Below are 12403 nucleotides of genomic sequence, written 5' to 3'. Positions count from 1 at the left end.
CGGGCGCGGGATCGGCAGCGGCTCCTCCGCAGAACTCTGGACGAGCAGCAGTTCCTCCGCTCGCCGATATTCAGGGCCCCTTGGCGAGTCGTCCGATGGACGATGTTGCGGAACCAGGGTTGGTACATCCACAGATCGACGTATCGGGCCCGAAGTCGTTCGGTTCGAACCCCGACCCCGCACCGCGCCAGCCGCTGCGATCACAGTCCCCGAACCCCGCTGCCGAGCCTACGGCGGTCCCCGCGCGTAGTGACACAGCGGAACCCGCGGCAACCCGCCCGTTGGGCGATGTCGTGGGTCCGGCATTGGTTCGCCCGGTAGGCGATGTGGCGGAATCAGCAGTGGCTCATCCGCCGGTCTCGCACCCAGCAGCGGCTCGTCGGCTGCACGATATCGCGGGACCACGGTCGGTTCTCCCACAGGTCGACTTGCCGGTCCCCGAGTCGTTCGGTCCGGACCCCCGACAGGTGCTGCGGCCAGATTCCCGCACCCCCGCTGCCGAGCCCACTACGGTCGGCGCAGGTAGCGAAGCTCCCGAACCAGCTGTGCCGCTCGGCAATACCCCGGGACCGGCAGCAACTCGCCCGCCGGACAATGTCACCGGACCGGAATCGGTTCGTCCACAGGCTGATGTACCGGAACCCGAGGCGATCCCGCCGACCCCCGACAGCAAACCGCGAGAACCCTTCCGACCGCAGTCCCACACTCCCGCTGCGGATCCCAACGTCGTCCGCACGAGTGTCGACGTCACTGAGCCAGCAACGGCTCGCCCGCTCAACGATGTCACGGAATCAGAGGCGGGCCTTTCGACGGGCGATCTCACGGAATCAGAGGCGGGCCTTTCGACGGGCGATCTCACGGAATCAGAGGCGGGCCTTTCGACGGGCGATGTCACGGAATCAGAGGCGGGCCTTTCGACGGGCGATGTCACGGAATCAGAGGCGGGCCTTTCGACGGGCGATGTCACGGAATCCGCAGCGATGCGTCCGCCGGGCGATGTGACGGGGCCAGGTTCGGTTCGTTCACAGGTCGATGCACGAGGATCTGCCGCTGTCCGCCGGGACCCCGAGAGTGCACGGCGAGAGGTGGTCCAGTCCCAATGCCCGCCCCCCGCTATGGAACCCACTGTGGGTGGCATGGGTGGCGACGCTACTGGACCAGCGGCGATTCGTCCGCTGCACGATGTCGCGGGACCAAGGGGAGCCCGTCGGCAGGCGGGCTCCGAGTCGTTAGGTCCAGACCTCGACAGCGCACGGCTAGCGGCCCAGCGCTCGCAGTCTCTGCCCTCGGTTCCAGAACCCACTGCGATCGACACGGGTGGCGACGCTACTGGACCGGCTGAGGTTCGTCCGCCGGGTGATGTTGCAGAACCAGAGTCGGTTCGTCCGCAGGTCGATGGACCGGGACCAAACGCGGTCGATCCGGACCCTGACAGCACGCGGCAAGGCGCGCAATCCCTCACCCCCACACCAGAACCCAGTCCGGGTGGCAATGCCGCCGGACCGGCAGCGGTTCGTCCGGTAGGCGATGCAGCGGCACCAGACGTGGCTCGCCCGCTGGTTGATGTACCGACTCCAACGGCGGTCCGGCGGGCTGCTGACGGTGCAGAGCAGGAGGCACCGCGATCGGAGTCCCTCACTCCCGCCGCGGAATCCACCGTGATCGGCGCAGGTGGTGCCGCTGCCGGGCCAGCCGAGGCTCCTCCACCGGGTGATGTCACAGAACCGGGATCGGTTCGTCCGCATGCCGATATACCAGGACCAGGGGTTGTCGGTTCGGGTCCCGGCAGCGCACGCCGAATGGCGCGGTCACTTGACCCGGAGTCCAATGCGGTCCGGACGGGCGGCGACACTACTGGACCGGCCGCTGGTCGTGCGCCGGGCGATGTCGCGGGACCGGGGTTGGATCGTTCGCTCGTTGCTGGACCGGGGCTTGCGGCAGGCGGGCTGGACCCTGACAGCGCAGGGCTAGAGGCGCTGCCGTCGTGGTCTCATGACGCCGCTGCCGAACCCACTGCGATCGCGAGTGGCGACGTTGCTGGACCGGGCGTGGTTCGTCCGATGGGCGATATCGGGGGACCAGGGGTGGTTCGTCCGCAGGTTCAAGCGTCGGGACCGGAGACGATCGGTCCGGACACGGACCGCACATCGCGAGAGGCGCTGCCGCCGCAGTTCTTCGAACCCGCAGCGGAAGCCAGTGTGATCGGGACAGGGGGCGACATTGCCGGACCGGTAGGTCCGGATCCCGATAGCGCGCGGCTGGCGGCGTATCGGTCGCAGTCCTTCGACTCGGCCGCGGGTGTGCCGCATCCGCAGCTAGACAGTCGGGAGTCTGCGGGGTGGAGGCAGGAGTCGGCGGCCGAGGTGGCGGTGCGTCCGCGGAATTATGCCGTGACCGAGCCTCCGGCGCACCAGATTGCGGTGGAGATGGCGGCTCGGCATGAGTTGGAGATCACTGGATTCCATGCGGCGCGGGTCGATATCTACGCGGTGCGGGAGATCGCGGCGGCCATCGATGACATGCTCGGAAAGTATCCGATTGCATTGCGGGGCATTGCGATCACCGATCCGGACGATGGCGTGGGTGCGGTGCGCGGGGGCTCGTCGGAGACGCCGCGGTCGGAGTCCCGGGCGATCTGGATGGTTCTGCATGGACCCACCTTGGCGACGCTGGTTCCGCCGTCCGGCAATGCGCCGCCGCGAAGGTGGCTGCGCAGACGGCGCACTGCCGACCGGCCGGTGTACGCGGCGGTTGTTCGCGAATTCGGTTGTGCCCTCGAAGTCGCGGGTGACTTTCGTGCGCGTCAGGAAGCGCAGCGCAGGTTGGTCACCGAATCCCTACGTGGCGGTGCCGATCTCGCTTACAGCCCATTGGATCCGGGACCGGCATTGGTCGATGCGTTCACCGAGGTCGCACTCTACGGCGATCGTGCGGGGAAGTTGGCGAAGGCATTGCACGACATGCTGGTGAAGATGGCGGGAGCCGAGACCACCGATCTTTCGGCATAACCGTGTCGATGCCCTGCCCTACCGCCGCGTGAGATCCTGGTGCGGCGGATTCGGGTGGAAATCGGTGAGCCCTCGGCCGAACGCGATCGAGTGGTCGATGCGGTCGCCGAGATCCTGCCGGACCCCGAATCCATGTGACAGGTGCACAGTTCCGGGAGCCAACCGCATGTACGACCCCGATGAGGACATCAATCGGTTTCTCGCCCAGCAGGTGGGCTGGTCGTGGTTCGACGACCACCTGCTGTACACGTGCGGGGTAGTGCAGCTGCTGAGAACCGGACGGTTGCAGGAGTTGCCGCCGCGGCCGACCCGAATCAGGTTGGAACGAGGTGAGCTGCCGCTGGCCGAGGGACCCGCGGTGTGGTGGGAATGGCGCGCCATCGGCGACGGCAGCTGGGATCGCAACCGGATCGCCGCCACCGGGTCACTGGGCTTCATGGCCGCGGCACATCTCGGCAACGCCGCGCTCAATCATGCGCGACGACGCCGAGCCGAGCAGGCCATGCAACCGCGGTGGGTCGCGGATCCGCCCGCCACAGTGGTCATTTCCGATCAGCGGATGTATTTCATCAACCCGCAGCAGTCCTGGTCGATGTACTGGTCGGGCTTGGATCAGGTGGATCTGCTCGGACCTGACCGCGTCGGCTTCAAGTATGTCCTCGATGACGGCACCCCGGCCACGGTGCAGGTGCAATGCCCGTGGGCCGCACTCGTATTCACCATTGCGGCACATGGACACTTCCCGCACCACCCGACATTGCTGTCCGGCGCCTGGCTGCCCGAGGGCTTCGAGGAGAAATGTCACCTCGCGGGCAAAACATGCCCGAAGGTGCGCCATCCACCGCGATAGCGACCGGCCGGTCGTGCGAGAGGCCCCGGCTCCGCGCCGGGGCCCCGAGGGCTCCTCGTACTAGGCGCGAAGTGGTGTGAGGTCACCACCGATGTGGGCATCGGATAGGAAATCGGGGAGGGTGACCGACAGCCTCGAGCTGACTTCTCCCAATCCGGACAGCAACGCCTGCACCGGCTGGTTGCCGGTAGCTCTGATCATCATCGGTCCGGGCTGCAACCCCTCGATACGTAGTCGGCATACGTAGCTGGAATCGGTCGATGAAAATGGCTGTGGCGCACCGACGGTAACCAGCACCGATCGGCCGCGTCGCTGAATCTTCCTGGTAACCAGCACTTTCCCAACCCCAGTGGTCATAGCGAAATCGTATGGCCTGTGTTGGGTTTCGCCTTCTGCGCATCGGCGTGTTCGAGATCTCGGCGTGTCCCGGCCGCGCTACCTCGCCGCTACCCGGCCGGTGGCAGGTCTGCGCCCAACGCCCATGTGGTTTTGCGGGGAGATTGCCCGTGCACTGCGGACGATCAAGCGGAAGGAGCTTACCGACTCCCTTCCGTTACCAACATATAGCGCACCCCGGGGCTTGCGGCAAGACCCGGGTCATGCCGCAGAATCGCTGGCCGAGTCCAGAACCGGCGGAAATGGGAGTACCGAATGCGTGTGTTGTTGTCGACGTATGGGTCGCGCGGGGACGTCGAACCGATGGTGGCACTCGCGATGCGGTTGCGGGCACTCGGTGCGCAGGTGCGGGTGTGCGCGCCGCCGGACTTCGCGGAGCGGTTGGCCGAGGTCGGTGTGCCCATGGTGCCGAGCGGCCCGTCGATGCGCGAGGTAGCGAGCGGGCCGAAGAAATGGGAACCCGCGGACCTGCCGCAGCGGGCGGCCGAGTTGGTCGCCGCGCAGTTCGATGCGCTCGCCGCGGCGGCCGAGGGATGTGCTGCGGTGGTGGCGACCGGGCTGTTCCCGGCCGTGGCCGCCGCGCGGGCCGTGGCGGAGAAACTGGACATCCACTTTGTGTATGTGAGCTTCTTCGCGACCATGCTGCCCTCGCCGCACCACCCACCGCACCAGTGGCCGGGTCGGCCATTGCCGCCGGATGTCACCGACAACCGGGTGCTGTGGGACCTGAACGCCCAGCACATGAACGAGCTGTTCGGCCCGGTGGTCAACGCCCACCGGGACTCGATCGGCCTGCCACCGGTGGACAATGTCCGCGATCACGTCTGCACCGACCATCCGTGGCTGGCGACGGATCCGGCCCTCGGCCCGTGGCAGCAGACCTCGGACCTGGAGGTGGTGCAGACCGGTGCCTGGATCGTGCCGGATGAGCGCCCGCTCCCGGCCGAATTGGTGGCCTTCCTGGATGCGGGCACACCACCGGTCTACGTGGGCTTCGGCAGCATGCCCATGCAAGCCGCGAATGACATCGCCCGGGTGGTCATCGAGGCGGTCCGCGCACAGGGCCGCCGGGTACTCATCTCCCGCGGCTGGGCCGACCTGGCCCGGATCGACGATCAGGACGACTGCTTCGTCGTCGGCGAGGTCAACCAGCAGGCGCTGTTCGGCCGGGTGGCCGCCGTCGTGCACCACGGCGGTGCGGGCACCACGACAACGGCCACCCGCGCGGGCGCGCCTCAGGTGGTGGTGCCTCAGCTGGTGGACCAGCCGTACTGGGCGCGTCGGGTGGCCGACCTCGGCATCGGTGTGGCACACGACGGTCCGACGCCGACCACCGAGTCCCTGTCGGCCGCGCTCGCGACGGCCCTCACCACCGAGACCCGCGCACGAGCGGCCACCGTGGCCAGCACGATCCGCACCGACGGCGCGACGGTGGCCGCGCAGCTGCTGGTCGACGCGGCCGCCCGAGAAAGGCCGCCCGTGTCCGCATGAATCACACGCCATTGTCGAGCCAGGGAAAGGGAGGGCACGTGCCAACTCAGGGATACCAAGACGAATTGCGGTCCGAGCGCAGCTATGTGGCCGAGCTCTACACGCGGCTCGATGCCGAGCGCGCGCGGGCGAAGGGCCGGTACCGCGCGGCGTTGCGCGGAAACGGCGGGGCGCTCGTCGAACGCGATGCCGAGGTGCGCGCGCTGGCCAAGGAGGTGAAGCGGCTGGACGTGGCCGACAACGGGTTGTGTTTCGGCCGGTTGGACAGCGTGTCGGGCGAACACTCCTACATCGGCCGGATCGGGCTCTACGACGAGGAGAACGAGTACGAACCGCTGCTGCTCGATTGGCGGGCGCCAGCGTCGCGCGCGTTCTACATCGCCACCGCCGCGAGCCCGGAGAACATGCGTCGACGCCGCCAGTTCCACACCCGCGGGCGGCGCCTGGTCGATTTCACCGACGAGGTGCTCGGCCGCCCCGGTGGTGCCGAGCGCGGGGACGCGGCCCTGCTCGCGGCGGTCAACGCACCGCGCGGTGCGGGGATGCGCGACATCGTGGCGACGATCCAGGCCGAACAGGACCGGATCATCCGGCTCGATCACCCGGGGGTGCTGGTCATCGAGGGTGGTCCGGGCACCGGGAAGACCGTGGTTGCGCTGCACCGCGTCGCGTACCTGCTCTACACCCAGCGCGAGCGGATGGAACGCCACGGTGTGCTCGTGGTCGGGCCCAATCCGGCGTTCCTGAACCACATCGGCCGCGTGCTGCCGTCGCTGGGCGAGTCCAATGTGGTGTTCATGACCACCGGCGACCTCGTGCCCGGTCTGCGTGTCACCGCCGAGGACACCGCGGAGGCCGCGCGGCTCAAGGGCTCGCTGAAGATCCTGGATGTGCTCGCGGCGGCGATCGCCGATCGGCAGCGCCTGCCGGAACATCCGCTGCCGATCGAAATGGCGGATGTCACGATGCGTATCGACGCCGAGACCGCGCAGTGGGCCAGGGAGGAGGCGCGTGCCAGCGGGCTGCCGCACAATGCGGCCCGCACGGTGTTCCGCGAGATCATCACCTACGTGCTCACCGAACGGGCGATAGCCCGGATCGGCAAGGGCTGGCTGACCCGCTCGGACCGCGAGGCATGGGAACAACTGCGGGCGGACCTGCTCACAGAGCTCGCCGACAGCGCGATGTTCACCGCCGCGCTCGACGCACTCTGGCCGATACTGACGCCGGAAACCCTATTGGCACAGCTATTTTCGTCGCCCGAGCGGTTGCGAGCGGCGGGCGCCGACGGGGCGCTGTTGCGTGCCGATGGCGCCGCCTGGACGGTATCGGACGTGCCGCTGCTCGATGAACTGTTCGACCTGCTCGGCCCCGACAAACCGGCCGACCGGACCGCCGAGCGGGAACAGCAGGCCCAGGCCGAGTACGCAGCCGGGGTGCTGGATCTCATGATCAGCCGCGAGGACCACATGGACGATGAGGACCATCTGTTCGCCCAGGACCTGCTCTACGCCGAGGATCTGGCCGATCGCTTCCTCGAACGCGACACCCGTGAACTCGTCGAACGCGCTGCTACAGACCGGGATTGGACCTACCGGCACGTGGTGGTCGACGAGGCCCAGGAACTATCCGAAATGGACTGGCGGGTGCTGATGCGGCGCTGCCCGAACCGATCCTGCACAGCGGTTGGGGATCTCGCCCAGCGCCGGTCGGTGGCTGGCGCGACTTCGTGGGACACCATGCTCGAGCCGTACGTACCCGGACGCTGGGTCTACCGGTCGCTGTCGGTGAATTACCGCACTCCGGCGGAGATCATGACCGTCGCCGCCGCGCTGCTCGCCGAGTTCGCACCCGGGGTCCAGCCACCGGAATCGGTCCGCGCCTGCGGCGTCCAGCCCTGGTCCAGGCAGGTCACCGAGAACGAACTGTCCACTGCCATAGCGGAATTCGTACGGGACGAAGCCGGTCACGAAGGCACCAGCGTCGTGATCGGACCACCCGGTGTGCCCGGCACGGTAACGGCATCGGAGACCAAGGGCCTCGAGTTCGATGCCGTCCTCGTCGTCGAACCGGAACGAATCCTCGCCGACGGCCCACGCGGCGCGGCCGAACTCTACGTCGCCCTCACCCGCGCCACCCAACGCCTCGGCGTCCTCCATCGAGGCCCGCTACCGCAGGCCTTGACCGGACTCGCCGAATACCGAACACCCAGTCAGGCCGTAACCCAGCGGTCGACGTAGCGATTCGCGCACGGCTGCCCCGCTGAACTGGAGAGATAGAGGACCGCCAGCATGGCGCTCGGCGGCCCTTTTCTCCGGTGTTCGTGTTGACGAGTGCGGGAGCCGTGTTCGTTGCGTTGCGGGCGGCATCGGGTGTGCGTGTCGGTGCGGGGGAGCGATCGATAACGAGTACAGTCCCGATCCGCATGGGTTTTGCAAGCCGTCTCGTCACCACTATGGATCGTCGTGTACCAGAGGCTGTGCAGGAGGGCTCACGCAATGTCTCAGCGGGTTTTGCTGCTCAGCAGCGCCGAGAACGGGCTTACCCGGCGCGCGGCCGCCGCGCTGCGCAGGGCGGGACGGGTGGTGCGAACCGAAGTTGTCGCCGGTACCGGTGAGATGGATGCCGCGGTCGCTCGCGCGGATTTCGATCTCATCATCTGCCCATATCTGAAATCTGCCGTCCCCGAGCACATCACCAGTCGCTGGACAACTCTGACCATCCATCCCGGTCCGGTCGGCGACCGTGGTCCGCACTCACTGGATTGGGCGATAACGAATGCCGAACCGAGGTGGGGTGTTACGGCGCTCACCGCCGTTGCTGAGCTGGACGCGGGCCCGGTCTGGGCATTTCGCACGTTCCCACTGCCCGGCGGCCATACCAAGAGCGCCCTGTATAACACTGTCGTCGCCGATGCTGCGGTGGAATGCATTCTCGAAGCCGCCGATAAGGCATCCGATCCCCGATATGTGCCGGTCGATCAAGCGGACGCGCCGCGAGAAATTCGCGACGCACGCCCCAGACCGGCAATGCGGCAATCCGACCGGGCCATCGACTGGGCCGATGACGCCCATACGATCGCGCGCCGGATCAACGCCGCGGACGGCTCCCCGGGCGTTCTCACCACGCTGCACACCCATCCCGTTCGCGTGTACGACGCCCATCCCGGGAAACGCCTCGGCCACATCGGCGAGCCAGGAACTATCGTCGGTCGCGCGCACCACCGCATCGAAATAGCTTGCGGCACGGACACACTCTGGATCGGCCACCTCCGTGCGAAAACCGCTTCGGACGGCTGCAAAGGCCCCGCGACCAATGTGCTGCAGCGGATGGGCTACCCGATCCTGACCGTTCCGCGAAACATCGCGGCCACCGTCGGTGACATCCAATACCACCGCGAAGGTGGCAGCCCGATTGCGACCATCACCATCGATGCCTACAACGGCGCATTCGACACCGTTTTCTGCCTGCGTCTCGCCGACGCGATCCGGCACGCGGGACGGGAAGGCACCGACGTGCTCATACTGCGCGGGACCGACAACCCGCACTGGTGCAACGGGATCCATCTGGGAGCCATCGAACATGCGGTCGAACCGGCCCGCGAGGGCTGGGCGAATATCACCGCGATCAATGCCGTATGCCGTGCGTTGCTGGAGAGCACCTCGCAGGTCACCATTGCCGCACTCACCGGCTCGGCAGGTGCCGGTGGGGTGATGCTCGCCCTGGCCGCCGATATCGTCGTGGCCCGGCAGCGCGTCTTGCTGAATCCGCACTACGCGACGCTCGGGCTCACCGGTTCCGAGCTGCATACCTTTACCCTGCCCCATCGGGTCGGGCCTGATCGTGCCCGTGAGCTGCTCACCGATTGTCCGAGCCTCGATGCCGTCGAGGCGCACCGTTCGAATCTCATCGATCGTGTCGGTCCGGACCGCGAATTCGATTGCTGGCTCGACGACCTCGCCCGGGAGTACTGCCGTCCCGCCGTGCGGGCTGCCGCCATGCAGGCCAAATGGGCCAGGTTGAAAGCCGATCTGCCGCCCGGCCGAATCGAGGCGATCCTGACCGAGGAACTGGCGCAGATGTCGGCCGATCTCTTCGGCGACCGCTACGGATTCGCGGCCCGGCGCCATGCCTTCCTCCGCAAAATCCCGCAACCCGCTCCGGTCCGGGTGCCGCGTGAGGTCTGACGCCCGGGATCGGCATTGGATGCTGCCGGGTTGCCCAAGGGCCGACAATATCGTCCTGGTCTACTGCAGTTTCGTCGATTTCCACCGCAATATCGATTTGCTTCGGAGTAGCCTCGGAATAGTTCTTCTCGACGAGAGATGAGCCGCGATGCATGAGATGGCGATAACCCAGAGTGTCATCGATGTGGTGAGTGAGCATGCGGCGGGCCGAATGGTGCACAGTGTCACCGTCGAGGTCGGTGCATTGTGCGCCGTCGTGCCCGACGCGATGCAGTTTTGTTTCGAACTGGCAGCCGAGGGGACCCTCGCCGAGGGGGCACGTCTCGATATCCGCACCGTTCCGGGCAGTGCGCATTGCCGGGCCTGCGGTGCCGATTTCACGCTGCCGGATCTGATCTTGTTGTGCGCATGCGGCAGTTCCGATGTCGAGATCAAGTCCGGAATGGAACTACGAATACGATCCATGGAGGTGAGTGACGCATGTGCGCAACCTGCGGATGCGACGAACATTCGGCCGGCGTGATCACTATCCCGCATGAGCATCCGCATCAGCACCCGCACGGAGACGAACACGTGCACGAGCACGTGCACGACGTTGAACACGGCGGGGATCATGTACATCTCCCGGTCACCGACACGGTGACCCTCGAACAGAAGGTGCTCGCCAAGAACGACCAACTCGCACAGCAGAATCGAATACGCCTCCGGGAGCGCGACATCTTGGCGCTCAACATGACGAGCTCGCCAGGGGCTGGCAAGACCACGCTGCTGGTGCGCACGGTCACAGAGCTGCGCGAGCTGCCGATGGCGGTGATCGAGGGCGATCAGGAGACATTGCTGGATGCCGAGCGGATTGCCGCGGCCGGTTGCCGTGCCGTGCAGATCAACACCGGCGCCGGTTGTCATCTGGACGCGGAGATGGTGCGGCACGCGCTCGATGTCCTCGACCCGGCGCCGGGAACGGTGTTGTTCGTCGAGAATGTCGGAAATCTGGTCTGTCCGGCCTTGTTCGACCTCGGTGAGCACGGCAAAGTGGTGGTTATCTCGGTGACCGAGGGTTCCGATAAGCCGCTGAAGTATCCGCACATGTTCGCCGCCGCGAGCCTGGTGATCGTCAACAAGATCGACCTGCTGCCGTTCGTCGACTTCGATCTCGACGAGTGCCGAGAATATGCGCATCGAGTCAATCCGGAGATCGAATTCATAACGCTCTCGGCGGCCACGGGCGAAGGCGTTTCGCGATGGTACGAATGGCTTTCCGAACGCCGCCGGACCGTGTCAAGCCCTATTGAGGGCACTGTGCGTCAAGCCTAGACTGACGTGATCGGAATCACATTAGCGGTCGGTTCTTGGTCGAACCAAAGGACACGACCACGTGTAATTCGCTTCAGAAGGGTGGCTGACAATGCCGACTCAGGAAGCAGTCAAAGCCGAAGATACGTTGATCCATGTTCTCTGGATCAACGCCGGCCTAAGTTGTGACGGTGATTCAGTGGCGCTGACTGCCGCCACCCAACCCAGCGTCGAGGAGATCGCACTCGGAGCACTTCCGGGGCTGCCGAAAGTTGCCGTCCATTGGCCACTGATCGATTACGAATGCGGCCCGACCGGGGGCGCCGATGACTTCCTCGAGTGGTTCTTCAAGGCCGATCGCGGCGAAATCGAACCGTTCGTCCTGGTCGTCGAGGGGTCGATCCCGAATGAGCGACTCCACACCGAGGGCTACTGGTGCGGGTTCGGTAATAACCCCGATACGAACCAGCCGATGACGACCAGCGAATGGATCGACCGCCTGGCTCCGAAGGCCACCGCAGTCGTAGCCGCGGGGACCTGCGCCACCTACGGTGGCATCCACGCCATGGCCGGCAACCCGACCGGCGCGATGGGTGTGCCCGACTATCTCGGCTGGGAGTGGAAGAGCAAGGCCGGGATCCCGATCGTCTGTGTACCGGGCTGCCCGATTCAACCGGACAATTTGTCGGAGACGTTGACCTATCTGCTCTATATGGCGACCGGTCAGGCGCCGATGATCCCGCTGGACGAGTCGCTGCGGCCCAAGTGGTTGTTCGGCGCGACCGTCCACGAGGGTTGCGACCGCGCGGGCTATTACGAGCAGGGCGATTTCGCCACCGAATACGGATCGCCGAAGTGCATCGTGAAATTGGGTTGCTGGGGTCCGGTCGTGAAATGCAATGTGCCCAAGCGAGGTTGGCTGAACGGCGTGGGCGGCTGCCCGAATGTGGGCGGTATCTGCATCGGCTGCACAATGCCCGGATTCCCGGACAAGTTCATGCCGTTCATGGACGAACCGCCCGGCGGCAAATTGTCGTCCGCCGCTTCGGGGCTGTACGGCTCCGTCATACGCAGCTTGCGCCACATGACCGCTCGCACGGTCGACAAGGAGCCGGGCTGGCGGCACAAGGGCGACAAGCTGGTATCCGGCGCGACTCGGACCTGGTAGGAGGACCTTA

Annotated in this window: 9 protein-coding genes; 8 read left to right on the top strand and 1 reads right to left on the bottom strand. The window is 66.3% G+C overall.

The genetic code is table 11. The features are described 5' to 3' along the window. Positions 1-2060 precede the first annotated feature (2060 nt). Positions 2061-3008 (top strand): hypothetical protein, encoded by a 948-nt coding sequence (locus ACWEO2_RS16000; protein ID WP_452405969.1) that lies wholly within the window; start codon positions 2061-2063, stop codon positions 3006-3008. A 166-nt stretch (positions 3009-3174) separates the two neighbouring features. After that, positions 3175-3858 carry a hypothetical protein gene (locus ACWEO2_RS15995; RefSeq protein ID WP_452405968.1) on the top strand — a complete coding sequence of 228 codons (684 nt, stop codon included), beginning with the start codon at positions 3175-3177 and terminating at the stop codon, positions 3856-3858. A 60-nt stretch (positions 3859-3918) separates the two neighbouring features. On the opposite strand, the gene ACWEO2_RS15990 is transcribed toward ACWEO2_RS15995, so the two are convergent. Further along, positions 3919-4215, bottom strand: a complete 297-nt coding sequence (locus ACWEO2_RS15990) for a DUF6968 family protein (protein WP_354956080.1) — start codon at positions 4213-4215, stop codon at positions 3919-3921. Between the two features lie 294 nt (positions 4216-4509). Here ACWEO2_RS15990 and ACWEO2_RS15985 point away from each other — a divergent pair, with 294 nt between their 5' ends. The 6 genes from ACWEO2_RS15985 to ACWEO2_RS15960 all read left to right on the top strand — a co-directional run bounded on the left by ACWEO2_RS15985 (position 4510) and on the right by ACWEO2_RS15960 (position 12393). Continuing rightward, positions 4510-5745: a glycosyltransferase gene (locus ACWEO2_RS15985; protein WP_452405967.1), complete on the top strand. Its 1236-nt coding sequence runs from the start codon at positions 4510-4512 to the stop codon at positions 5743-5745. A gap of 38 nt (positions 5746-5783) precedes the next feature. Next, positions 5784-7985 carry an RNA polymerase recycling motor ATPase HelR gene (gene helR, locus ACWEO2_RS15980; protein ID WP_452405966.1) on the top strand — a complete coding sequence of 734 codons (2202 nt, stop codon included), beginning with the start codon at positions 5784-5786 and terminating at the stop codon, positions 7983-7985. 258 nt (positions 7986-8243) lie between these two features. Continuing rightward, on the top strand, positions 8244-9932 hold the full coding sequence (locus ACWEO2_RS15975; protein WP_452405965.1) for an enoyl-CoA hydratase-related protein: 1689 nt from the start codon (positions 8244-8246) through the stop codon (positions 9930-9932). A 148-nt stretch (positions 9933-10080) separates the two neighbouring features. Further along, the gene (hypA, locus tag ACWEO2_RS15970) at positions 10081-10455 is read left to right on the top strand and encodes a hydrogenase maturation nickel metallochaperone HypA (protein WP_354956088.1); all 375 of its coding nucleotides are present in this window, start codon (positions 10081-10083) and stop codon (positions 10453-10455) included. Then, the gene (gene hypB, locus ACWEO2_RS15965) at positions 10413-11246 is read left to right on the top strand and encodes a hydrogenase nickel incorporation protein HypB (protein ID WP_452405964.1); all 834 of its coding nucleotides are present in this window, start codon (positions 10413-10415) and stop codon (positions 11244-11246) included. Before hypA ends, hypB begins: the two co-directional genes overlap by 43 nt. 91 nt (positions 11247-11337) lie before the next feature. Further along, positions 11338-12393 (top strand): NADH-quinone oxidoreductase subunit B family protein, encoded by a 1056-nt coding sequence (locus ACWEO2_RS15960; RefSeq protein WP_452405963.1) that lies wholly within the window; start codon positions 11338-11340, stop codon positions 12391-12393. Positions 12394-12403: the final 10 nt, after the last annotated feature.

It is taken from the genome of Nocardia sp. NPDC004278 (genome assembly GCF_053602975.1).
The sequence above is the reverse complement of the archived record's forward strand: the minus strand, read 5'-3'. Positions and strand labels throughout refer to the sequence as shown.

Excerpts from the sequence above, each read along its gene's own strand:
- ACWEO2_RS16000 (WP_452405969.1), top strand. The coding sequence starts at position 2,061 with ATGGGCGATATCGGGGGACCAGGGGTGGTTCGTCCGCAGGTTCAAGCG.
- ACWEO2_RS15995 (WP_452405968.1), top strand. The coding sequence starts at position 3,175 with ATGTACGACCCCGATGAGGACATCAATCGGTTTCTCGCCCAGCAGGTG.
- ACWEO2_RS15990 (WP_354956080.1), bottom strand. The coding sequence starts at position 4,215 with ATGACCACTGGGGTTGGGAAAGTGCTGGTTACCAGGAAGATTCAGCGA.
- ACWEO2_RS15985 (WP_452405967.1), top strand. The coding sequence starts at position 4,510 with ATGCGTGTGTTGTTGTCGACGTATGGGTCGCGCGGGGACGTCGAACCG.
- ACWEO2_RS15975 (WP_452405965.1), top strand. The coding sequence starts at position 8,244 with ATGTCTCAGCGGGTTTTGCTGCTCAGCAGCGCCGAGAACGGGCTTACC.
- hypA (WP_354956088.1), top strand. The coding sequence starts at position 10,081 with ATGCATGAGATGGCGATAACCCAGAGTGTCATCGATGTGGTGAGTGAG.
- hypB (WP_452405964.1), top strand. The coding sequence starts at position 10,413 with ATGTGCGCAACCTGCGGATGCGACGAACATTCGGCCGGCGTGATCACT.
- ACWEO2_RS15960 (WP_452405963.1), top strand. The coding sequence starts at position 11,338 with ATGCCGACTCAGGAAGCAGTCAAAGCCGAAGATACGTTGATCCATGTT.